Origin of the sequence: Brevibacillus agri, assembly GCF_004117055.1 — a bacterium.
GTDB lineage: Bacteria > Bacillota > Bacilli > Brevibacillales > Brevibacillaceae > Brevibacillus > Brevibacillus agri.
Window position 1 is genome coordinate 1982535 of record NZ_CP026363.1, and the last position, 22319, is coordinate 2004853.

A 22319-nucleotide genomic window follows, 5' to 3' on the forward strand; every position below is an offset into this window, starting at 1 on the left:
CTCGACACTCGTGCCGTACGGCGAGTGCTTCGCCAAAATAGCAACAAAAGAACTAACTTTAGTAAGGTTCACGCTGGAGCATCTTTTGCTAAAATTGGTTTGCCATTTCCTAGATGCCTGTCCCAAAGTATGCCAGGCGAACAGGCTGAAAAGAAACGAGTAAAAGCGCATCAACGGCGAAGGGAGGAATGAAGAGGACGATATGAAACGATTGCTTGCACGGCTGTTGTCGTTGCTGCTGATTTTTTCGCTGGCGCAGCCAATGGTGCCGCCTGCCGGAGCGAATCAGACTTCGGCCAAGGTCCCGGTGGGCGAAGATTTTTTTGTGGATACAGATGCCTATGAGCACGGAACACCCGACGGCGTAGGAAACTTGAATGCGATATTTGTCGGATATGCCGACTCTTTTGGGGCTGCCAATGCAGCTCTCAAGTTTCAGTTGGGGAGCGGTCAGGTTGATTTCAACCGGAAAATCCAGTCGGCCTATTTGCGTCTTTTTCTGACTCAGGTGGATGCCTTCCAAGGAAAACCGTTTCTCGATCTTTACGCCGCCCAGAATGATTCCTGGACAGAGCGGGATGCTGTTCTTCCGCAAACCGCAGAGCTGATCGAGCGGATTACGGAATCCGGTCTGAGGCAGAATGACTGGGTATCGTTTGACGTGACCGATTTTCTGCGGGAGCAGTCGGCGGATAAAGTAGCGAGCTTTGTGCTAAAAGGGCATCAGTTGCCGCCAGCGGGTGGCGCACCACGGATACAGGTCGCTTTTCTCGACAAGTCATCCGGTCAAACGGAAAAGATTCCGTACCTGGAGATCACCTATGCTCCGAACTCCCCGCCGACCGCTATTTCACTGAGCAACGATAGCGTCCCGGAAAATCTTCCGGCGGACACGCCGGTCGGCACGTTCAACGCGACAGACCCGGACAGCGAAGATCAGGGCAAATTGACGTTTGAGTTGACAGGCAACGAGCAAGGCGCCTTCAAGCTTGTCGGCAACGAGCTGTTCACCACGGCATCGTTTGACTATGAGACGAAAAGCAGCTATTCCATCGACGTCAAGGTGAGCGACTCCGCCGGAAACACGCTCACCAAAGCATTTACGATCCGGGTCGAGGATGTGCAGGAGCCGCCGACTTTTGCCGAGCTGACGATTAACGAGGGCATGTTCTACACCAGCTTCAATCAGGTCAGTCTGAAAACGACAGTCACCGATCCTGATCTCGGCAAGCCGTTACAGGTGCGGTTCTCGAATGCCGCCGATCAATGGACGGATGATTGGAAAGCTTACAGCCCGTCGTCTTCCTATCCCTGGACGTTAGCGGCGGGAGACGGAGTAAAGACGGTCTACATGCAGGCGCGGGATGAAGCCGGCCATCAGATTTCCGCCAGCGCTACAATCACGCTGGACACGACCCCGCCACTCGTGACGGGAGTGGTCGACAGAGGCGATTACAAGGAGCCTGTGACGATCACCTTTAACGAAGGGACAGCGGTTCTGAACGGGGCCGCGATTGTCAGCGGCTACAAGGTGACAGCGGATGGCAACTATACGCTGAGAGTGACAGATATGGCTGGAAACACGACGACGCTTTCGTTTTTTCTCGATACAACCGCTCCGACGGGATCCCTGCAGATCGAAAGCGGCCAATCGTTTACGACAAAGCGAAATGTTGTGTTGACGATCACGGGGACGGACGGGGAAGGCATCGGCCAGCTTCAGATGAACTTCTCCAACGATGGGGCCACCTGGTCCGGATGGGAGTGGCTTGCCGCCACGAAAGCATGGGAACTGAGCCCCGGAGACGGAAGCAAAACCGTGAAAATGAAGCTGAAAGACGGGCTGGGGCATGAGCGGGAATACGAGGACAGCATTACGCTGGATACGACTCCGCCAGAAGCCGCCCTGTCGATCAAAGGAACGAACGCTGCGAATACGGCGACTTCGTCTGCGACTGTCAAGCTGCTGATCGAAGCGACAGATGCGCAAGGCCCTGTAGAGATGACGCTCTCCAATACGGACGGCGTGTTTGCAGGCGGATGGCAGCCTGTCCAGCCTGAGCTGCAGTGGAAATTGAGCAGCGGCGACGGAAACAAAACGGTCTACGCCAAATTCCGCGACGCGGCGGGGCATGAAGTCACACGCTCTGCCAGCATTTTGCTGGATACGGTTCCGCCGGAAGTGACAGGCGTTGCGGCTGGCAACTATTACAACCAGGAGGTCACCGTTCATTTTTCGGAAGGGACGGCTGTACTGAACGGCGAGCCGTTTGCGGATGGCGAGCAGATCAGCGAGGACGGCACGTACACGCTGGTTGTCACGGACGTGGCAGGCAATACCACGACCGTTTCCTTCACGGTTGACCGGACAAAGCCTGCGGGAACCTTCACGATCAACAATGGCGAGGACTGGACGAACACCCCGCAGGTCGTGCTGCAGTTGAATGTGACGGATATGTCCCCGATGACGGCCGCCTTCGCCAATGACGCGGAAGGGTGGCAGCCATCCGAACCGTTTGCGGCTACGAAGTCGTGGACGCTCAGTTCCGGCGATGGGCAAAAGCGCGTGGCGGTCAAGCTGAGAGATGCGGCCGGGAACGAGGCGACATGGGAGGCGCACATTACGCTGGATCAAACCGCCCCGACCGGAAGCTTTACGATCAATGACGACCAGAGCGTGACGAACGAGCGGCAGGTTGAACTGAAGCTGCAATACGCGGATGCGGACGATCAACTGCAAATGCGTTTCTCCCCTACAGGGACGAATGACTGGTCGGACTGGGAGCCGGCGCAGCAGACGAAAGCGTGGGAGCTATCCACCGGAGACGGTACGAAAACAGTCTTTTTGCAACTGCGCGATCGCGCGGGCAACGTGCGCGACTTGCAAAAGTCTATCATGCTCGATACGACACCGCCTGTAGTCAGCGGGGTGACCCATGAGGGCGTGTACAACTCCGACCAGCAGATTTCCTTTTCGGACGGGACGGCTACGTTGAACGACGCTCCTTTCCTTAGCGGAACAACCGTTACTGGGCACGGGCAGTACACGCTCGTCGTAACGGATGCGGCCGGAAACAAAACAACCATCTTTTTTACGATCGACAAGACGCCTTTGACGGGGACGCTCGCGATTAATCAGGGCGCGGCGTTCACAACCTCGCGCAATGTGACGCTGGATCTTTACGCAAACAAAGGCGCACCGGACACGCGCATGTCCTTTTCCAACGATGGAAGCACATGGAGCCCAGCCGAGCCGTTTGCCCTGACAAAAGAGTGGACGCTGTCCGAAGCAGATGGCGGCAAAACCGTCTACGTGCGCCTGGAGGACAAAGCGGGGTACACGACGGACGTAAGCGATACGATTGTTCTGGATACGACCATGCCGGCGGGAAGCTTGCTCATTAACGGGGGCAACCTCGTGACAGAGACGCGGACGGTCAACTTGACGGTTACGGCAGCAGATGCCAATGGCCCTGTGCAGGCTCGCTTCGCCAACGAGGATGAAGAGTGGAACGCCTGGAGCGACGTCGTTTCGGCGCTGCCGTGGGAGCTGTCGGCAAACGATGGGAGCAAAATCGTTCGCATGCAACTGCGCGATCAGGCCGGAAATGTCTCGTCCTTTACAAGCAGCATCGAGCTTGATATGAACGCGCCGGTCGTGCATGGTATCGAGAATGGCAAAAGCTACCGGGAAGACGTGCAGATCACGTTCAACGAGGGCACGGCTACACTCGACGGTCAGTCATTTACAAGCGGCACGACGGTAAGCGATGAGGGCGAGCACGAACTGGTCGTCACCGACGCCGCAAGCAACTTCACGCAGATTGCCTTTACCATCGACAAAACGCCTCCGCAGGGCACGTTTGCCATTAACAACGACGCTGCGACGGCAAGCTCGGTCAATGTGACGCTGAACGTTACCGCCACCGACTCGCTGGGAGAGGTAGAAATGCGCTTCGCCAATGAAAACGAGGGCTGGAGCGACTGGGAACAGGCGGCTCCAACGGTTCCGTGGCGGCTTCCTTCCGGCAACGGGATGAAAAAAGTGTTGCTGCAACTGCGCGACGAGGCGCACAACACGATTGAACTGGAGGCGCAAATCAGGCTGTCCGTTTACGTTCCGACTCCGCCAACAACGGTCAAGGTGACAGGCGTACAGCTCGATGCGAGCAGCCTGCAGTTGCAAGCAGGCGATACGCGCACAGTGACCGCTGTGATTCAGCCGGAAAATGCGAGCGGCAAACGGGTCAGATGGGCGAGCAGCCATTCCGCTGTGGCGGAGGTAGACAGTCAGGGGAACATCGTGGCACGGGCAGCAGGGACTGCGCGCATTACCGTCACTACTGTCGATGGCGGCTACACGGATACGGTAGAAGTAACGGTCAAGGAAGAGGCCGATTCTTCCTCCCTGCAAGCCTCGAAAAAAGCGTTCCGCCTGAAGCCACAAGAGCGGGCGCACGTCCAGATTTTCAAGGTCGAAGGGGACGAGAAGACAGAGATCACCACAGACAAAAAGGTAGAGTACCGCACGAAGCGCGGCCTCGTCACGGTAGCAGCGGGCCAGATTACGGCTGGCAGCGACGAAGGCGAGGACGTCATCACGGTAACGTACGAAGGGCAAGAGCTGCAAATCCCGGTTACGATCACAACCCGCACAAGCGATAAAGTCAGCCTGCTTTCCCGGACCGAGGGCGTGCTTGCGGTAGACGAGGAAAGGCAGTTGGAGCTGGTGGCGCTGTACGGCGACGACACGACAGAAGATGTGACGGATCAAGTAGAATGGACTTCCTCCAATCCGGATGTCGTGGAGGTTGACGAGGATGGCAGGATGGTTGCCAAGGCGACAGGTACAGCCGTCATTTCCGGGAGCATAGACAAACGGAAATTCAGGGTCCGCCTGCTGGTTGTCGAGGAAAAACATCCGAGACGCATCGAGGTCGCACCTGCCTACGTCCGCTTGAAGGAAGGGCAGGAAAAAGCGCTCGTCCTGACGGGCACGTATGAAAAAGGGTACCAGGACCTGATTGCAGAGGACGCCGAGTGGACGGTAGAGGATCCGGAGATCGCCGAGGTGATCGACGGGAACATCGTTGCCCGCAAGGCGGGTAAAACGATCGTCACCATCAACTACGAAGGCAAGACCGCCAGCGTGCGGGTGGAGGTCAGAAAGTAGCGCCGTGTTTTTTGAGAGAAGAAGGTGCCAGCTATACGGCTGGCACTTTCTGACTTGCGAAGGACAAGACCGGCAAGCAGAGACCGGAGACTGCTTTTCGGGCAAATACGCAGAAGCAAACAAGGAGGGAGCAACAACGATGGAACCATATGTGGGCGAAATCAGGATGTTTGCGGGAACTTATGCGCCGCGGGGCTGGGCGTTTTGCGAGGGGCAATTGCTTTCGATAGCGGAAAATGAACTGCTGTTCAGTGTGATTGGAACGACCTATGGCGGTGACGGGATGACCACGTTTGGCTTGCCCGATCTGCGCGGCCGAGTGCCTGTACACATGGGCACCAACCCGTCCACGCAAACTGCTTACCCGCTGGGAGCGATGGGCGGAACCGAGACGGTCGTCCTTCAGTCTGGCCAATTGCCGACGCACACCCATACGGTCAACGTATCGTCAACGGACGGGACTGATGTGGAACCAGCCGGGCATGTTTGGGCGAAGCGGATTTCGCAATTTTCGCAAAATCAGGCGGCGATCCAGATGAGCCCTCTCGCCGTGGAAAGCATCGGCGGCAACCAGCCGCACAATAACATGATGCCCTATACCGTTATCAGTTTCATCATTGCGACAATAGGCTATTATCCAGTCCAATCGTAGGCAACACATTTATCCAGGGGAGGTAGATTGCGATGTCAGAACCATTTCTCGGAGAAATTCGCGCCTTTGCTTTTCCGTTCCCGATGAGGGGCTGGGCGCTGTGTGATGGATCCATTTTGCAAATTGCCCAGCACCAGGCGCTGTATTCGATCCTCGGAGCGACTTATGGGGGGAACGGCGTCACGACCTTTGCCTTGCCTGACCTGCGGGGGCGAGTGCCTGTCCACACCGGAAACGGAATCACGCTCGGACAGGCTGGCGGCGAGGAAGCGCATGTGCTGAGCATTGGGGAAATGCCGCCGCACACGCACGTCGCCAAGCCGCTGTCGACCTCGGGATCAATCGGAAAGGCCGAAGCAAACGTATGGGCCATGACGAATGTACAAGCGTTTGCGGCCGCCCCGAATGCGACGATGCGCGGCGATGCCCTGGGCGCAGCCGGAGGGAGCCAGCCGCACAACAACATGCAGCCTTACCAGGTGCTCAATTACTGCATTGCTATACAAGGGATATACCCTTCCCGTAACTAACTGATCGAGGAGGAATGAAAAATGGACGGCTTTGTCGGGGAGATTCGGATTTTTACAGGCCAGTTCGCACCGAAAAACTGGGCTTTTTGCGACGGAAGTTTGCTTTCGATCGGGCAGTTTACGCCGCTGTTTGCCATTTTGGGGACGAGATTTGGCGGGGATGGCAAAATGACGTTTGCTTTGCCCAATTTGCAAGGGACGGCGCCGATGCACCACGGAACAGGCAATGGCTTGACGCCGAAAGCGTTCGGAGATCAGGGAGGCAGCAGCACGGTGACGCTAAATACCTCACAGATGCCTGGGCATACGCACGTTCCAAACGCTGCGGAGAGGCCGACGACAAACAACCCGGACGGGATGATCTGGTCGAACACGGAGGGCAGAGGCGGGCTTTTGGCTTACGGACCAGCCGATGCGTCGGCACAGACAACGCTTAGCCAGTTCGCCGTTTCGCCCGCAGGAGAAGGGATGCCGCACAACAACAGACAACCCTATTTAGGCGTAAACTATATCATTTGCGTGCTTGGCGAATTTCCGCCGCGTGGAGATTGAGAAAAGAATGTGCCGGATGCGAATTGGCTCTCGTATCTGGCACTTGCTTTGTCCAATTATCCTATTGTAATATGACAGAATATTACTGCGATACCTTTTTCACGGGGTGATTTGATGCAGAAGTCTGTCAATGGTCCATCCTCCATTCCCGTCTCTAGTCAATTGAAGGAACAGTTGAAAAACTTGATGGAGCAACGAATTTATCAGCCGCAGGACAAACTGCCGACGATCCGCGAGCTGTCCGGCTTTTTGCGGCTGAAGCAACAAACGGTCGAAGCCGCGTATGCAGCGCTGGAAGCGGAAGGCTACGTGACGCTGGACGATGCCGGAGCGGCGTTTGTCGCGGACAAGCTCCCGAAAAAGAGCGCCCAGGGAATCGCGGCAAAGCAGCGGGAAGAGACGATCTTGTCCCGCGTTCTGGAAAAGGCGAAGCAGCCGGCCTTCCAGATGGCACAGGGCCGGACGAAGCCAGCCATCCTGTTTGCCGAGTGTAATGTCGTACAGGTGCAGGAATACGCGGTCGAGCTGGAAAAGGCGACCGGCTACACCGTCAAGCCGTGCCTGATTAAAGACCTGGAGCAGTTTGCAAGCAGCATTCTCAACGGCTACTACGATCTCGTCGTCACGACGTTTTTACACATAGAAGAGGTGCAAAAATGGCTGGACAGCTTGGGGGACAGTGACGTTCCGAAGGTCATCGGCTGCTTGCTGGAATCGAATCTCCAGTCGATCCGGGAGTTGCAGCAGCTCCCTCCTGGCAGCCTCGTGGGAATCGGCGGCACGACATGGGAGGGCGCCTACAATTTCCGCCAATCCATCCTCAACGCGGGGATGACGCACCTGGAGCTGCAAATCGGCTCGATGGAATACCCGTCGTCCTTGGATGAGTTTTTGTCCGCGAAGCCGAGCCTGATTGTGTGCACCAGCATCGTCGGCGACTATTTGAAGCGGCAGTCGCGCTTTTTGCCGCTATTGATCGAGGACCGTTATCTGAACGCCCAGTCCGTGCAGTACATTCAGCAGTGCGTCGAAGGCAGGCGCTGAGCGCGGGAAGGCAAATCGGTGCCGTGAACAGCCGCTGGTTATGGTATGATGGAGGTAATGCTTTTCCATAACAGGAAAAAGAGGTGCAGTCATGTCAGGATTCGGAATATTTCGCGAAGTAGTCACGTCCGAGGAGCAACTGCGAGAAACGTTCGGAGTACCGAGCCCCCTGGTGCAAAACAAGTCGATCTCCCAGCTCGATGAGCATTGCCGGAATTATATCGCTCAATCGCCTTTTCTGATTATTTCTACCGCAGATGAAAAAGGAAACTGCGATGCCTCGCCGCGCGGAGATGCGCCGGGCTTCGTGCACATCATCGACGACCGCCATCTGGTCATCCCGGAGCGGCCGGGGAACAAGCGGATGGATTCCATCACCAACATCCTGGTCAATCCGCACATCGGCCTGATTTTTTTGATTCCGACGCTGGAAGAAACATTGCGGATCAACGGACGGGCATGTGTGATCCAGGACCAGGATATTTTGGAGAAAATGGCTGTAAAGGGCAAGGTTCCCGCGCTCGGAATCGGCGTGCAGGTGGAAGAGTGCTACGTGCATTGCGCCAAGGCGTTTATGCGCTCCGGGCTGTGGAAGCCGGACAAGTGGCCGGAGGCTGGCACGACGCCTAATATTGCCAAAATGCTGGCAGACCACGTGAAGCTCCCTGGCATCTCTGCAAAAGAGGTGGCAGAGGGCTTGCAAGACAGCTACACCAATCGTCTGTACTAGAGCAAGAGAAGCGAGCCTCCCTGATGTTTGAGGGGGATTGTTTTTTTTCCAAAAGATAGCAGTCGAGTTTTCCGATCGCTCAACCTGTGATATACTTTCTTAATGTAAGTACATAAACAGCGCGAGTCGGGAGGAGATCGGATGGCAACACAAATCACAGATCGTTCCGTTTTGAACAACGGAGTGGAAATGCCTTGGCTGGGTCTGGGCGTCTGGAAAGCAAAAGATGGCAATGAAACAGTGGCAGTCCGCTCGGCTATTGAGGCGGGCTACCGCAGTGTGGACACCGCTGCTGTCTATGGCAACGAGGAAGGCGTGGGCGAAGGAATCCGCCAGGCGGGAATCGACCGCGACCAGTTGTTCATCACGACAAAGGTGTGGAACGCCGACCAAGGCTACGAGTCGACGCTCAAAGCTTTCGACGCGAGCATGAAAAAGCTGGGGCTGGATACGCTCGACCTGTACCTGATCCACTGGCCGGTAAAAGACAAGTTTGTGGAGACGTGGAAAGCGCTGGAGAAGCTGTACCGCGATGGATACGTGCGCGCGATCGGCGTGAGCAATTTTCACATTCACCATCTGGAAGAACTGAAAAAGCACAGCGAGATCACGCCTGTCGTCAACCAGGTCGAGTACCATCCGCTGCTCACGCAAAAAGAGCTGCACGCGTATTGCAAAGAGCGCAGCATCCAGTTGGAGGCGTGGAGCCCGCTGATGCAGGGGAATCTCGATCATCCGCTGTTGGTGGAACTGGGACAAAAATACGGCAAGTCGCCTGCGCAAATCGTCATTCGCTGGGATTTGCAAAACGAGGTTGTCACCATTCCGAAATCCATTACGCCTGAGCGCATCGTGCAAAACGCACAAGTGTTTGACTTCGCGCTGAGTGCCGAAGACGTGGAAAAAATCAGTGCGCTGAACGAGAACAAGCGCTTTGGACCCGATCCGGACAACTTCGATTTTTAATAAACAAGGCCAATAAACAGGGGGCTGTCCCGCATGTCTGACGCAGACGACGGGATGCGCCCCTTTCCCATTGCAGGCGGACCAGCCCCGAAAAAGAAAGCAGGGTATCCCCGCGAGGCAGCCTTGCCTGCCAGCAGGGGGACACCCGCTTGTTCATCCGTGGCGGCGATAGGCCAGGATGGTGCGGTACATGCTTTTGTCGGCGAGCTTCTGGAACAAGGAAATGTCTGGCCGCAAGTTTGCTTCGATGATCCAGACGCGCCCGTTTGCGTCGATGCCCATATCGAAGCCGAAGACGCGCTGGCGGGTGTAGTAGCGGGCCAGCCGTTTCGCTGCGAGCAGTGCGACCTGCTGCAAACGGGAGACGATCGCCGAGGACGAGGCTCCGCGAATGTTCGAGCGCCAAATCGCGGTGGAGAGCGGGAGCACTTTGCCGCCGCTGCGCTTAATGTTGGTGATGATGTAGCCTTTGCCCGCCACTACCCAAGGCTGTCCGCTTTTTCGCCGCACCATGACTCTGACGTCAAACAGCGAGCTGTTGACGCGAGCGAGCGATATGCCCTGCTGCACGAGATAGCGCGTTTTGATTTTGCGGCCAAATGCTTGTACGCCGCTTTTTTGCCGTGCTTCGTCTTGCGCTTGGCCCCGCGCTGGACCCGATAGCGGCCGCCGCCGAGCCCGGTCACGAGGATGACTCCCGCGCCTCCGCTGCCTGAGGCTGGCTTGGCGATCACTTTGCGGTAACGGTCGAGAAACTTGTACAGAGCGCGCCTGGAAAACTTGCGCGTCTTTGGCAGCGCGCCGGGCAGAGCGGAGCTTGCCCGCAGCACGTAGTACTTGGTCAGTTTTGACTCGCTTTTATTGCCCAAAAAGGTCATTCCCCCAATCGTGATGTGAAACGCATGATTCTTTCCTAATGTATGTCCGGCTTGTTTCAGCGCTTGTGGGAATGTCCTTGCCGCAAAAAAATAGGTAGGATTTGGCTCGGCGGGGGAAGATTCGCTCTTTACTATGCTATTAATTTTTGTATACTGAAAAGTAGCATATTTGTTTCATCAGATGAAACGAACGGAACCAAGTAGGAAGCAGGTGTAAGAACAAATGGATGAACAAAAAGCAAACGTTCGTTCCGTCGAGCGTGCTTTGGATATCCTGCTCTGTTTTACGGACGCCACAGACCTTGGGCTAAGTGAGATATCGAGTCGGCTTTCCTTGCATAAAAGCACGGTGCATCGTTTGCTGGCGACGTTGGAAAACAAGGGCTTTCTCATCCGTGATGTCCAGACGGAAAAATATCGGTTAGGCTTTCGCATCTGGGAGCTTTCCGCCAACCTGACGCATAACGACGATCCCGCCACACTGCTTTTGCCCGAGATGGAGAGGCTGCGGGATTTGGTAGAGGAAACGATCAGCCTGTACGTGCGCGATGGAAACGAGCGAATACGCATTCAGGCTGTGCAGAGTCGGCAGCCGATTCGCAGGGTCGCGCCGATCGGGGCGCGCATGCCGCTGGCCGTCGGGGCGTCCAGCAAGGTGTTGGTCGCCTATGACGAGCCGCATGTGCTGGAACAAGTTCTGAACGATCCCGACTGGCCGGAATACGTCAATCGGGAGGCGTATGTCGAGCAGCTCGACCAGATCAAAAGACTTGGCTTTGCAACCAGCGTGGAGGAGCGCGAGCTGGGGACAGCGGCCGTAGCGGTGCCGATCTTCAACCGCAACGGACAACTGGTGGCGTCAATCGCTGCATCTGGCCCATCCAACCGGCTCACCCCGGAAAAAATGAGCGAGTACGCTCCCTACATCATGGAAGCAGCTTATCGCATGGGAAAAATGATGAAATAACCAAAAAGCCAACACGCTTGCTTGCGGGCGTGTTGGCTTTTTTTGCTATTTGCGCTGCCTGTACTCGCTTTGCAGCACGCGCCAAAACGGCTGGACGGCGTTGTCGGCGAGAAAGCGCTCCCCGCGCGCCCGGACGTACTGGCTCATGTCCTGGTAGTAGGCGGGATCGCGCAGCTTTTCGTAATGGAAGGCGATGTCGTGGGCATCCTGCACAAACAGCGGGTAATGTTCGCCCAGCAACGCGAGATTGCCGATCGTTTTGGTCGTCAGGACAGGGACGCCGAGCGCCATGCATTCGATGATCCGGGACAAGTACGAGTGAGACGGGTTCTGGTCCGGGGTATCGTCGTAGAGCAGCGCAATGCCGATGCCGCTTTGCACGATCATCTTTTTGGTCGTCCACATCGACTTTTGCCCGTGGTCGGCGACGCCAGACGTGCGCAGCAGAATCCGCGCCTTTTTTTGATAGCTGCCGACGATGGACGGATAGAGGACGCGCAGCTTCGCTTTCGGATATCTTTTGCGAATCAGGCGAATCGCTTTGGTGGCGACAGCAAGTCCATAGCGCGGTCGGATGACGCCTGCCCAGATCAGATGCAAAGGCTCGCCAGGCAGACGGGTGAGCGGCTCGCCGTCGTGGGGTTCGACGAACTGGGGCAGCACCTGGATTTTGCGCTGTAGCTCCTGCGCCGAGTATTTCGCTTTGCTGAGCTGGTAGCGGCGATATCTGTCGGCATTCGGCTCCGTCTGGAAAAAGACGACGCGGGAATGCTGGAAAATGTGATCCAGTCTGCCCATGATGTACGGGTCCCGCAAATTGTACTGGACGGCCAAATAGAGCAGCTTTTTGCCGAGCGCAGGCTTTTTTTCCACCAGGTGAAAAGCCTCGTTGCGGCCACGGATAAACAAAAAGTCGTATTTGTGCTTTTGGTCGCGGGCGATGATGTCATTCACGAGATCGTCCGACTTGTGAAACCGGACGTGTTCAAACGTAAAGCCGCCCGTTCCGTTGCGGAACTGAAAAGGCAAGACGCAATCGAGCACGTACCGCTTGCGCTCGCTCGCGCCAAGCTTCGTCACGATACGGTCGACGGAACGCAGCAAAATAAAAAATTGCAGGACGTTTCCCTTTGGCTTGAATTCGATGAGATTACAGGAAAAGCAAATTCTCACGGGATTCTCTCCTTCGCAGGGCTCTTTACCTATGGTATGGCTTTTGGGGCCATTGGCTACTGGAAGAGGAGAAAACGCCGTTGTACAATTCATTTACTTAAATAAAAAACTTTACTCGAGTTAATATGAATGCTATTGTATTTCTTGGATGTAACTGGAAAACGAAAGAGAGGGAACTATGACGGAAACGATTTCGCTGCGAGAAAAGAAAAAAGCAAAAACGAAGCTCGCCTTACTGGAGGCAGCACTGGCCCTGATCGACGAAGGAACATTTCGCAGCGTGCTCGTCGACGATATTTGCGAGCGGGCAGAAGTATCCAAGGTGACGTTTTTCAAGTTTTTTCCGCAAAAAGAGGAGATGCTCATCTATTTCATGAGCATCTGGCAGGCGCGCTGCTTCTGCGAGCTGTCAGCCAACGGGAAGCGGGGCTTTGCTGCTGTGCGCCACATCTTTTCCATGGTGGCGGAGGAAAGCGAGAAGTATCCGGGGATTATGCTCAGCCTGATTAGCTTTCTCGCCGAGCAAAAAATGCATCCGTGCGTCCCGACGCTGTCAGCGGCGGAGCTGGCCTTGCTGTTCCCCGATGTCAGCGACAGGGCGCCCTTCAGCGATGCGGACTTGCACCAGATTTTTGTGCGCTGTGTGCGGGAAGCGCGCGAAGACGGGGAACTCGCCGACGATGTCAGCGAGGAGGAGGCTGTCGTGCTGCTGTTCTCCATGTTTTACGGGGCGTATTTGACGGCGCACTTGTTCCGGTCGGACGATTTCATGGCTTGCTATGAGCTTCATCTCAAATCTTTGACAAGGTAGGAGAGCGCAATGGCGAAAATTGTGCCTGGACGGTACACGGCAAAAATGGAAGGGTCATACGTAGTGTTCATCATCGGCATGCGGATCAACCAACTGCTGGCGGTTCACAAATGGCTTCCGGTTGCGCGGGCGATGGGCGGAATGGTGGAGGAGCTGTATCAAAATCCCGAGCTTGGCTTTTTGGGCAGTCGCTCCAGCATGAGCCTGTGCACGATCACCCAGATTCAATATTGGCGTTCGTTTGAGCATTTGGAAAAATATGCGCGGCACGCCCCACTGCACCTGAAGGCGTGGAAAAAGTTCAATCAGGCAGTGGGCGCAGACGGCTCGGTCGGAATTTACCATGAGACGTACTTGGTAGAAGCGGGCCATTACGAATGTGTGTATGTCAATATGCCTGTTTTCGGCCTGGGAGAAGTGGGCGAGCTCGTTCCCGCCACAGGCAAACGCGAATCGGCCAGACAGCGGATCAACAAAGGCTAGAGCAGCATCCGCCTAGTCGGTTTCGTTGACCAGGCGCAGCAGCCATTCCTTGAGGTCGACGATGCGCAACGATTTCGGACGCGAATCGGTTCCGGTGACGAGCAGCGGGACGAGCGAGTCGGCTGCATGCAGCGAGCCGTGGGCAGCGCCGCCGATATGGGTCGGGGAGCTTTCCGTAATCAGCTCGTAGCCGGGCTGCACGGTGGCGATGACGTATCTTCCGGGGTGGGAGTTCATGGCTCCGTGCAGCCGGGCCAACGCATCGGGATACTTCCCGTACGTGAGCCGCTTTTTGCTCACGGTCATGTCCAATACGCTTGTGTCTCCGCTGATCGTCCACGTCTGCCCGTACTCGTCCTTGACGGGACCGCCCGGCTTGTACGTCATCTGCTTGCTGCTGCCTCCTGCCGTGACGACGATTGACTGTCCTTCTTTTCGCGCGATCACGTCCATCCGCGGTTCGCGCTGCAACTGTGCCGCGACGGCAGAGAGCGAAAGCTGCGGATCGAGCGCGTAGACGTACGCCATCCGCTCGTTGGCGGCGATCACGATCTGGTCGGTTGCTTGCGGCGGCCGGCTGATCGAGGAAATCCGGTACGAGGCGAGCAAGCTGCGCAAATCAATCGTCGCCGCTTGCCGATCATCCTGCACCGCGCTTTGGGCACTGTCTCCCATGACGATCCAGCGCACCTCCTCGACGGCCTTGTCCCACGAGCCAAAGGCGTCGAGCACGGTTTGCAGCGCCTTGTCGGCATTTTCAATCCCTTCCAGCGTCAGCGGGCCTTTGCGGTGGACCTCCATGTCATTTTCCGGCAAGTACGTGATCGTGAGCGGCGGCAGCCTGTCATGCGCGATCAAAAAAGCAGTTTCCTGGGCGGAAAACTCGTCGTTCATGCCGTATTTGCGCCAGATGCGCGTATGGCGCTTCTGGTTCGGATCGAGCTGGGCAAAGGCGGCGTAAGACAGCAGCTTCGGCCCGGTTACGTTCAGCTCTTCCGGCAGTTGCGCGGCAATCTCGATCAGATGCGGGATTTTTAAGGCATGTTCGGTCTTGCCCCGCCACACAATCGCATTGATGGAAGCCGAATCTTTGCCTTGGTCGGCCAGCACATCGTGGATCGTGTTTGTCTGCGGATTCAACTGACTCTGGTTCAACTGCCAAATCGCGTCCAGCAGCACCTGCGGCTGGTCAATCTTCATCGCTTCCTTTGGGCCGTAACCGTAGTAAACCATCCGCTTTTCTTGTTCGTTGTACCAGGACAGACCCGGCACGTGATGCTGATCGGCGTAGGTCCCGGTCAGCAACGTGCTGTCGATCGTCACGGACATCGTCGGAAACGAGCTGACGACATGGGGGAAGTAGTGCCCTTTTTCCCGCAAAAAGGCCAAGGCAGGAGCGCGCCCCTGGCGAATCGCCTCCTGCAGCGGCTTGTCCATCAACGAATCAATGAGGATGAGCACAACGGGTTTTGGCCCTTGCGTTTGTTCTTGTTCGGAAGACAGCGGAGCGGGGATCTTCTCCTGGATTTGCAATCTTTCGCCAGCCTTGCAGCCAATGAGTGGCAAGCTGAGCACAAGCAACCAAAGGATGGCGGATGTCCATCTCGACTTCATGCTTCCATTCCTTTCCATGAGTATCGTGGTTTTATTTTTTGCCGTCGCCGCTAAATTATTCCACATACAGCCGCATAAAAAATCTCCCCCTCGCGAGCCGGCAGACGCTGTGCATGAGGGGGAGATTTTTATGCGGTTATCCTTCCGGCAGCAAATGGCTCACCTCCACGACCTCGCCTTTCTCCAAAAACAGGCGCGGAATGCGGTTGCTCAAAGTAGCGACGACTTCATAGTTGATCGTCCCGAGCATTTCCGCCACTTCATCGACCGTAATCTCCGCGTTCCCCTGCTTGCCGTACAGCTTCGGAATATGGCGGCGAATCGCGCGGATGTTTCTTTTGACGGCATCGAGATTGACCTCGATCCACGTTTCGCGAAACGGTTTTTTCATTACGGGTACCTTTCCAAAACAAGATGGAAAGCCTTGTTTTCCCTTTGGAAAAGAATGTCATGCATACTTTTTTCTCATAAGTATTCGTCTTCCGGGCTACTTAGGCGTGGCCGATTCCAAAGCACCAATAAAAAAAGCAGGCCGCTTAGCCAACAGCCTGCACCTGCAACGCCAAGCGGCGCTCACCAGCCTGAGCGCTTTTTTCCTGTGGTCAAAAAATGGGCAACTGGTCCAGATTGTTTTCTTTGATGCCGTCCGGCTCGCTGCGCAAAATATCCCGTCCGTATTTGTGAAACACGTCTACGTGCGCAAGTTGTCCCGCTTTTGCTTCCTGCAAGGCGGTGACGTAGTCCAGCTCACGTCCGCTGCTTGTTTTGAATGCGATCAAGTCTCCGTCATCGTTTTTGCGCACGGCGACGATCCGCTCTTTGTCTGAATCAGGCGATAGGACTCTTTTCGCTCCTGCGCTTTCCTGCAACGCTTGCTGCTCGCCTGCCGCTTTGTAGTCGGCGTAAATTTGCTCAAAGCTTTTCTCGCTCATCACGGAATCCCTCCTTATGCATAAGGTGGCTCAAGGCGGGAGAGAACATGCATTCGTTTTAAACCAAGGCCCGACATTCGCCTCTTGACACTTGCTGGCAGGAGGATTATATTTTGACTGACACGAAAGTCAATGAAAAAGGAGGGAGCAGCTCGTGCCTCGCTCAAAGGAGCAGAATGAAGAAATTCGCGCCCAGCGCAAAGAAGCGATCATGCAGGGCGCTCTTGCTGTTTACGTGGAAAAAGGATACGCAGCCGCAGATATCAAGGATGTGGCGGAGCGTGCCGGCGTGGCCAGAGGATTGGTGTATTACTACTACAAAGACAAGCGCTCGTTGTTTCGCGATTTGTTTGTGCATATGTTCCAGCTCTCCAACAAGCACACCCGCCATCATTTTTCCCAGGAGGGGACGGCTACAGAGCTGTGCCGGCAATTCGCGCACGTCATGTTCCACAATTTGTTTGAAAGCTCCGTGCACGTCATGTTCTTTTTCCGCATGCGCCACGACCTGCGCGAGCTGTTCACAGGGGACGAGTTGAAGACGCTGTTGTGGCGCGACAACAATTTGCAGGTACTGGTGGAGACGTTGCGCCGCGGAATGGAGACAGGCGATATTCGCCGGATGGAGCCGGAGCTGCTCGCAGAACAATATTGGGGAGCCATGATGCACGCCATGGGTTTTTTGCAGCGGAAAAAGAGAAGCTTGCTCGCAGAAGGACACGACATGGAGCAGGTCAAGCAGTTGCTCTCGCCGGACATCGAAGCGGCGACGGAATCGTGCGTCGCGATGGTGCGGGCGTGAGGGCATCCGCCGCCGCAGCCTATCAAGCAAGAGGAGGATTTGTTTGCTGAAATTATTGCGTTTTTTGCGGCCATACCGTTATATGGTCGCCATGACGATGTTTTTTATGTTGCTGCAATCGCTGGCGAATTTATATTTGCCAAACCTGATGTCCCATATCGTCAACGAAGGGATCGTCAAGGAAGACACGGCCTATATCTGGAGAACCGGAGGCTGGATGCTGCTAGTATCCGCCGTCGCGGCCGCTTTGTCCGTCGCGGCGAGCTATTTGGCTTCCCGCTCTGCTTCCGGCTTTGGCATGCGGCTGCGCAGCAGCGTGTTTAGCCACGTCGAACGTTTTTCGTTGCAGGAGTTCGACAAGCACGGGACGGCCTCGCTCATTACCCGGACGACCAATGACATTACGCAAGTCCAGCAAGTGCTGAACATGATGCTGCGGATGCTGGTGATGGCACCAATGATGTGTTTTGGCGGAATCATCATGGCGCTGTCGAAGGACGCGGAGCTGTCTCTCGTCATCATCGTGGCGATTCCGATTTTGGCATTGGCGATTTTTTTGATCGGTTCAAAAGGGATTCCGTACTTCAAAGCAATGCAGGGCAAAATCGACAGGCTGAATCTCGTGCTGCGCGAGTCGTTGACCGGAATCCGCGTCGTGCGGGCGTTCAACCGGACGGAGCACGAGCGGGAGCGGTTCGACCGTGCCAATGAAGATTTGACGGCGACGGCGATCAAAGCCAACCAGATCATGGCGGGGATGATGCCTGTCATGATGCTGATGATGAACGTCACGTCGATTGCCATCATCTGGTTCGGCGGCTTGCGGATCAGCGCCGGGCACATGCAGGTAGGCGACCTGATGGCGTTTTTGCAGTATGCGATGCAAATTTTGTTTTCGCTGATGATGGCGTCGATGATGTTTAGCATGGTGCCGAGAGCTTCGGCTTCGGCGGTGCGCATTCACGAGGTGCTCGCGACAGAGCCGATCATTGTCGACAGGGAAAAGCCAGACCCATCTGGCGCGGGAAAAGGCGGGCAAGTCGCTTTCGAGCAGGTGACGTTCCGCTATCCTGGCGCAGAGAAGCCTGCACTGTCTGAGCTTTCTTTTACCGCCAGGCCCGGCCAGGTGACGGCGATCATCGGGGGAACAGGCGCAGGAAAAACAACGCTGGTCAGCCTGATCCCGCGCTTCTATGACGTCGAGAGCGGCAGCGTCCGCGTCGGTGGCGTCGATGTGCGCGAGTGGTCGCAAAGCGAGCTGCGCTCCCGCATTGGCTTTATCCCGCAAAAAGCGCTGCTGTTTACGGGGACGATCGCAGACAACATCCGCTACGGAAAAGAGGAGGCGACAGACGAGGAAGTCCGCCATGCCGTAAGCGTGGCGCAGGCAGCCGAGTTTATCGCGAGCATGCCGGACGGGCTGGATACCGTCCTCGCCCAAGGCGGGCAGAACCTGTCAGGCGGGCAAAAGCAGCGCCTCTCCATCGCCCGTGCGCTCGTCCGCAAGCCGGAGGTGTACATTTTTGACGACAGCTTTTCCGCCCTCGACTTCAAGACAGATGCGAAGCTGCGGGCTGCCTTGAAGCAGGAGACAGGGGATGCGACGGTCATCATCGTCGCGCAGCGGGTCAATACCGTGATGGACGCCGACCAGATTATCGTGTTGGAGGAAGGCAAAGTGGCGGGAATCGGTACACACCGCGAGTTGCTCGCCACCTGTAGCGTGTACCAGGAGATCGTCAAATCCCAGCTAACGGAGGAGGAAATCGCATGAGTGATGGACAACAACGTCCTCCCCAGGGACGACCGGGAGCCGGACCAGGGCCGGGAGGGCAGCGTCCGATGGGCTTTGGCGGGCCTGGATTGCTGACGATGCCGTACATGGTTTTGTCATCTACGCTAACCCCACGGAAAATACGCTACTCTGTGGTGGATGTCTTTTTGCAATAATGCCATGGAAAAGCGCCACGGGCTTGTTTGTTCTGTGGTGCTTTTCTTTTTCCGATAACGCCACGGGCACGTAGTCTGTGATGCTTTTTCTTTTCATGATAGCGCCACGGACATGTAGTTCTGTGGTGCTTTTTCTTTTCCCGACAGCACCACGGACATTCAATGTGCGCACAGGGGACGGCATGCAAAAAAGAGCAGACTGCCGAGACGCTCTCGGAGTCTGCCCTTTGTGGGTGGGTGCTGTTACGAACTTATTTTGTGTCGCGCAGTTTACGCGTTTACTGGTTGGCCTTCGTCCAGCAGTTGGCGAAGAACGGTTTGCAGAATACCACCGTTGCGGTAGTAGTCTACGTCTACCATGGAGTCGAGACGAACGATGACGTCGAACTCGAACTTGCTGCCGTCTTGGCGAGTTGCTTCTACTTTTACGCGTTGGCCTGGTTGAACATCATTGGAGAGACCCACAATGTTGAAGGACTCAGTTCCGTCGATACCCAGCGACTTCCAGCTTTGGCCGTCAGCGAATTGCAGAGGCAGCACGCCCATACCGACGAGGTTGGCACGGTGGATACGCTCGAAGCTTTCTGCGATAACCGCTTTGATGCCGAGCAGGAAAGTACCTTTTGCTGCCCAGTCGCGGGAAGAACCAGTACCGTACTCTTTACCAGCCAGGACAACGAGTGGAGTGCCGTCTGCTTGATACTTCATGGAAGCATCGTAAATGGACATGATTTCGCCGGTTGGCAAGTATTTGGTTACGCCGCCCTCTGTGCCAGGAGCCACTTGGTTGCGGATGCGGATGTTGGCAAATGTACCGCGCATCATAACGTCATGGCTACCACGGCGAGCACCGTAAGAGTTGAAGTCTTTGCGCTCTACGCCGTTTGCTTGCAGATACAGACCTGCAGGGCTTGTAGGCGAGATGTTACCCGCTGGGGAGATATGGTCGGTTGTGACGGAGTCACCGAACAGAGCGATTGCTTTCGCTGCTTTGATGTCTGCGATCGCTGCGATTTCACCAGCAAGGTCTTTAAAGAATGGCGGTTCTTGGATGTAGGTGGATTTTTCATCCCACTCGTACAGGTCGCCAGTTGGAACGTCGATTTTGTTCCAGGCTTCGTTTTGCGTGAACACTTGACCGTACTCGGCGCGGAACAGGTCTGGGTTCATGGCTTTGTTCATTGCTTCCGAGATTTCTTGCGGAGTTGGCCAGATGTCTTTCAGGTAGACAGGCTCTCCGTCTTTGCCCGTACCGATTGGCTCGGTAGTCAGGTCAATATCGACAGTACCAGCCAGTGCGTAGGCGATAACCAATGGAGGAGAAGCGAGGTAGTTCGCTTTTACCTGTGCATGGATACGGCCTTCGAAGTTGCGGTTACCGGACAGTACGGCTGCTACAGTCAGGTCTTCATCTGCGATTGCCTTGCTGGTTTCCTCTGGCAATGGACCGGAGTTACCGATGCAAGTGGTGCAACCGTAGCCGACTACGTTGAATCCGATCGCATTCAGGGAATCAATCAGACCAGCGTCAGTCAGGTATTGCGTAACGACGCGGGAACCTGGAGCCAGGGAGCTTTTCACGAATGGAGGCTTTTTCAAACCTTTTTCCACTGCTTTTTTCGCCAGGATACCTGCACCCAGCATTACGCTAGGATTTGATGTATTGGTACAGGAAGTAATCGCTGCGATGACGACAGAGCCTGTTTTCAGTGTAGCGGTTTCCCCGTTTGCATAAGTAACAGGTGCGCTTGCTGCGATTTTCTCTTCGGACAGGCCAAAGCCGCCTTTGTCGATCGGTGTGCGCAGGCTGTTGTTGAAGGATTCCTTCATGGCAGTCAGTTCTACGCGGTCTTGCGGACGTTTTGGACCAGCCAGGCTCGGTACGACTGTGGACAGATCCAGTTCCAATGTTTCGGAGAAGATTGGGTCTGGAGTGTCGTCGGTACGGAACAGACCTTGTGCTTTGGTGTAAGCTTCTACCAGAGCGATCAAGTCTTCGCTGCGGCCAGTTTGGCGCAGGTAGTTGAGTGTTTCAGCGTCTACCGGGAAGAAGCCCATGGTAGCACCGTACTCAGGAGCCATGTTCGCTACAGTAGCGCGGTCAGCCAGCGAGATGTTGGACAGGCCAGGGCCGTAGAACTCCACGAATTTCCCTACTACGCCTTTTTTGCGCAGCATTTGGGTAACAGTCAGCGCGAGGTCGGTTGCAGTTGCGCCGGCATTCAGCGTGCCAGTCAATTTGAAACCAACGACTTCTGGCGTTACGAAATACAGCGGTTGGCCGAGCATTCCTGCTTCTGCCTCGATACCGCCAACACCCCAGCCGAGAACGCCAAGACCGTTAATCATGGTAGTGTGGGAGTCAGTACCTACGAGAGAGTCAGGGAAAGCAACGAGTTCGCCGTCTACTTCGCGAGTAGCGATCACAGTTGCCAGGTACTCCAGGTTTACTTGGTGAACGATACCAGTTGCCGGAGGAACCGCACGGAAGTTGTCAAACGCTGTTTGCGCCCAGCGCAGGAAGCGGTAGCGCTCTTGGTTGCGTTCGAATTCGAGCTTCATGTTGTTTTCCAGAGCAGCAGGGTTGCCGAAGTCGTCAACCATTACGGAGTGGTCGATTACGAGGTCAACCGGTACGAGCGGGTTGATTCGCTTTGGATCTCCACCAGCGCGCTTCATGGCGATACGCATCGCTGCCAGGTCAACTACAGCCGGTACGCCGGTGAAGTCTTGCAGAACGATACGAGCTGGCATGAGCGGTACTTCTTGGTTTTCGTCGCGGCCTTTTGTCCAGGTCGCCAGTTGTTGTACGTGTTCTTTGGTGATCGCACGGCCATCGAACTGACGTACAGCAGCCTCGAGCAGAACTTTAATCGAGAACGGCAGCTTGGAAACGTCGCCGAGTCCTTGTTCTTCCAATCCTTGCAGGCGATAGTACGCGAAAGACTTGTCGCCTACTTGCAGGGAAGATTTCACATTGTAAGCATCTTGTTTAGCCAATTTATACAACCTCCCTATTGTAACTTGGGGTTTCGTCTGGTGAAACGTAGTTTCGTTTCTCT

General features: G+C 55.7%; 17 protein-coding genes and 3 pseudogenes. 13 read left to right on the forward strand and 7 right to left on the reverse strand.

Annotation, left to right across the window (positions count from 1 at the left end; genetic code table 11):
* The first annotated feature begins 202 nt into the window (after window positions 1-202).
* The 7 genes from BA6348_RS09835 to BA6348_RS09865 all read left to right on the forward strand — a co-directional run bounded on the left by BA6348_RS09835 (window position 203) and on the right by BA6348_RS09865 (window position 9647).
* Complete coding sequence (locus tag BA6348_RS09835) at window positions 203-5173, forward strand: Ig-like domain-containing protein (protein ID WP_122952526.1); 4971 nt, start codon at window positions 203-205, stop codon at window positions 5171-5173.
* Between the two features lie 139 nt (window positions 5174-5312).
* Window positions 5313-5825: a phage tail protein gene (locus tag BA6348_RS09840; RefSeq protein WP_007783117.1), complete on the forward strand. Its 513-nt coding sequence runs from the start codon at window positions 5313-5315 to the stop codon at window positions 5823-5825.
* A gap of 32 nt (window positions 5826-5857) precedes the next feature.
* The gene (locus BA6348_RS09845) at window positions 5858-6355 is read left to right on the forward strand and encodes a phage tail protein (RefSeq protein WP_005828464.1); all 498 of its coding nucleotides are present in this window, start codon (window positions 5858-5860) and stop codon (window positions 6353-6355) included.
* A gap of 21 nt (window positions 6356-6376) precedes the next feature.
* Window positions 6377-6907, forward strand: a complete 531-nt coding sequence (locus BA6348_RS09850) for a phage tail protein (RefSeq protein WP_005828466.1) — start codon at window positions 6377-6379, stop codon at window positions 6905-6907.
* A 114-nt stretch (window positions 6908-7021) separates the two neighbouring features.
* Window positions 7022-7951 carry a GntR family transcriptional regulator gene (locus BA6348_RS09855; RefSeq protein WP_122952525.1) on the forward strand — a complete coding sequence of 310 codons (930 nt, stop codon included), beginning with the start codon at window positions 7022-7024 and terminating at the stop codon, window positions 7949-7951.
* 91 nt (window positions 7952-8042) lie between these two features.
* Window positions 8043-8681 (forward strand): pyridoxamine 5'-phosphate oxidase family protein, encoded by a 639-nt coding sequence (locus tag BA6348_RS09860; RefSeq protein WP_005828469.1) that lies wholly within the window; start codon window positions 8043-8045, stop codon window positions 8679-8681.
* A gap of 141 nt (window positions 8682-8822) precedes the next feature.
* On the forward strand, window positions 8823-9647 hold the full coding sequence (locus tag BA6348_RS09865) for an aldo/keto reductase (protein WP_007783121.1): 825 nt from the start codon (window positions 8823-8825) through the stop codon (window positions 9645-9647).
* A 153-nt stretch (window positions 9648-9800) separates the two neighbouring features.
* Here the strand turns inward: BA6348_RS09865 and BA6348_RS27985 are convergent.
* Window positions 9801-10525: pseudogene (locus tag BA6348_RS27985) on the reverse strand (YheC/YheD family protein).
* 223 nt (window positions 10526-10748) lie between these two features.
* Here BA6348_RS27985 and BA6348_RS09875 point away from each other — a divergent pair.
* Entirely contained in the window at window positions 10749-11492 is a 744-nt protein-coding gene (locus tag BA6348_RS09875; protein WP_005828478.1) for an IclR family transcriptional regulator, read from the forward strand.
* 45 nt (window positions 11493-11537) lie between these two features.
* Here BA6348_RS09875 and BA6348_RS09880 read toward each other — a convergent pair whose 3' ends face one another.
* Entirely contained in the window at window positions 11538-12665 is a 1128-nt protein-coding gene (locus BA6348_RS09880; RefSeq protein ID WP_025843904.1) for a glycosyltransferase family protein, read from the reverse strand.
* 178 nt (window positions 12666-12843) lie between these two features.
* Between BA6348_RS09880 and BA6348_RS09885 the strand changes: the two genes are divergently transcribed.
* Together BA6348_RS09885 and BA6348_RS09890 are read left to right on the forward strand one after the other, a co-directional pair.
* The gene (locus tag BA6348_RS09885; RefSeq protein ID WP_005828482.1) at window positions 12844-13476 is read left to right on the forward strand and encodes a TetR/AcrR family transcriptional regulator; all 633 of its coding nucleotides are present in this window, start codon (window positions 12844-12846) and stop codon (window positions 13474-13476) included.
* Window positions 13477-13485: 9 nt separating this feature from the next.
* Window positions 13486-13959, forward strand: a complete 474-nt coding sequence (locus BA6348_RS09890; RefSeq protein ID WP_005828484.1) for a DUF4188 domain-containing protein — start codon at window positions 13486-13488, stop codon at window positions 13957-13959.
* 12 nt (window positions 13960-13971) lie between these two features.
* Here BA6348_RS09890 and BA6348_RS09895 read toward each other — a convergent pair whose 3' ends face one another.
* The 4 genes and pseudogenes from BA6348_RS09895 to BA6348_RS09905 all read right to left on the reverse strand — a co-directional run bounded on the left by BA6348_RS09895 (window position 13972) and on the right by BA6348_RS09905 (window position 16505).
* Entirely contained in the window at window positions 13972-15573 is a 1602-nt protein-coding gene (locus BA6348_RS09895; protein WP_005828486.1) for an alkaline phosphatase family protein, read from the reverse strand.
* Between the two features lie 136 nt (window positions 15574-15709).
* Window positions 15710-15874: pseudogene (locus BA6348_RS27300) on the reverse strand (alanine racemase C-terminal domain-containing protein); the annotation flags it as partial.
* 3 nt (window positions 15875-15877) lie between these two features.
* Window positions 15878-15964 (reverse strand): annotated as a pseudogene (locus BA6348_RS27990) (alanine racemase C-terminal domain-containing protein); the annotation flags it as partial.
* A gap of 211 nt (window positions 15965-16175) precedes the next feature.
* Window positions 16176-16505 (reverse strand): DUF3892 domain-containing protein, encoded by a 330-nt coding sequence (locus BA6348_RS09905; RefSeq protein WP_005828490.1) that lies wholly within the window; start codon window positions 16503-16505, stop codon window positions 16176-16178.
* Window positions 16506-16659: 154 nt separating this feature from the next.
* Between BA6348_RS09905 and BA6348_RS09910 the strand changes: the two genes are divergently transcribed.
* The 3 genes from BA6348_RS09910 to BA6348_RS27000 are packed head-to-tail and all read left to right on the forward strand — an operon-like array spanning window position 16660 to window position 19257.
* The gene (locus tag BA6348_RS09910; RefSeq protein ID WP_005828492.1) at window positions 16660-17307 is read left to right on the forward strand and encodes a TetR/AcrR family transcriptional regulator; all 648 of its coding nucleotides are present in this window, start codon (window positions 16660-16662) and stop codon (window positions 17305-17307) included.
* Between the two features lie 43 nt (window positions 17308-17350).
* On the forward strand, window positions 17351-19081 hold the full coding sequence (locus BA6348_RS09915; RefSeq protein ID WP_007783136.1) for an ABC transporter ATP-binding protein: 1731 nt from the start codon (window positions 17351-17353) through the stop codon (window positions 19079-19081).
* Window positions 19078-19257 carry a hypothetical protein gene (locus BA6348_RS27000; protein WP_174768821.1) on the forward strand — a complete coding sequence of 60 codons (180 nt, stop codon included), beginning with the start codon at window positions 19078-19080 and terminating at the stop codon, window positions 19255-19257. Before BA6348_RS09915 ends, BA6348_RS27000 begins: the two co-directional genes overlap by 4 nt.
* 270 nt (window positions 19258-19527) lie before the next feature.
* On the opposite strand, the gene acnA is transcribed toward BA6348_RS27000, so the two are convergent.
* Window positions 19528-22257 carry an aconitate hydratase AcnA gene (gene acnA, locus BA6348_RS09925; protein ID WP_122952524.1) on the reverse strand — a complete coding sequence of 910 codons (2730 nt, stop codon included), beginning with the start codon at window positions 22255-22257 and terminating at the stop codon, window positions 19528-19530.
* Between the last annotated feature and the right edge of the window lie 62 nt (window positions 22258-22319).

Bases quoted from the DNA above. Each gene is read 5' to 3' on its own strand.
- BA6348_RS09885 (WP_005828482.1), top strand. From the start codon at position 12,844: ATGACGGAAACGATTTCGCTGCGAGAAAAGAAAAAAGCAAAAACGAAG.
- BA6348_RS27000 (WP_174768821.1), top strand. From the start codon at position 19,078: ATGAGTGATGGACAACAACGTCCTCCCCAGGGACGACCGGGAGCCGGA.
- BA6348_RS09895 (WP_005828486.1), bottom strand. From the start codon at position 15,573: ATGAAGTCGAGATGGACATCCGCCATCCTTTGGTTGCTTGTGCTCAGC.
- BA6348_RS09850 (WP_005828466.1), top strand. From the start codon at position 6,377: ATGGACGGCTTTGTCGGGGAGATTCGGATTTTTACAGGCCAGTTCGCA.
- BA6348_RS09865 (WP_007783121.1), top strand. From the start codon at position 8,823: ATGGCAACACAAATCACAGATCGTTCCGTTTTGAACAACGGAGTGGAA.
- BA6348_RS09840 (WP_007783117.1), top strand. From the start codon at position 5,313: ATGGAACCATATGTGGGCGAAATCAGGATGTTTGCGGGAACTTATGCG.
- BA6348_RS09855 (WP_122952525.1), top strand. From the start codon at position 7,022: ATGCAGAAGTCTGTCAATGGTCCATCCTCCATTCCCGTCTCTAGTCAA.
- BA6348_RS09890 (WP_005828484.1), top strand. From the start codon at position 13,486: ATGGCGAAAATTGTGCCTGGACGGTACACGGCAAAAATGGAAGGGTCA.
- BA6348_RS09835 (WP_122952526.1), top strand. From the start codon at position 203: ATGAAACGATTGCTTGCACGGCTGTTGTCGTTGCTGCTGATTTTTTCG.
- BA6348_RS09905 (WP_005828490.1), bottom strand. From the start codon at position 16,505: ATGAGCGAGAAAAGCTTTGAGCAAATTTACGCCGACTACAAAGCGGCA.
- BA6348_RS09860 (WP_005828469.1), top strand. From the start codon at position 8,043: ATGTCAGGATTCGGAATATTTCGCGAAGTAGTCACGTCCGAGGAGCAA.
- BA6348_RS09845 (WP_005828464.1), top strand. From the start codon at position 5,858: ATGTCAGAACCATTTCTCGGAGAAATTCGCGCCTTTGCTTTTCCGTTC.
- BA6348_RS09875 (WP_005828478.1), top strand. From the start codon at position 10,749: ATGGATGAACAAAAAGCAAACGTTCGTTCCGTCGAGCGTGCTTTGGAT.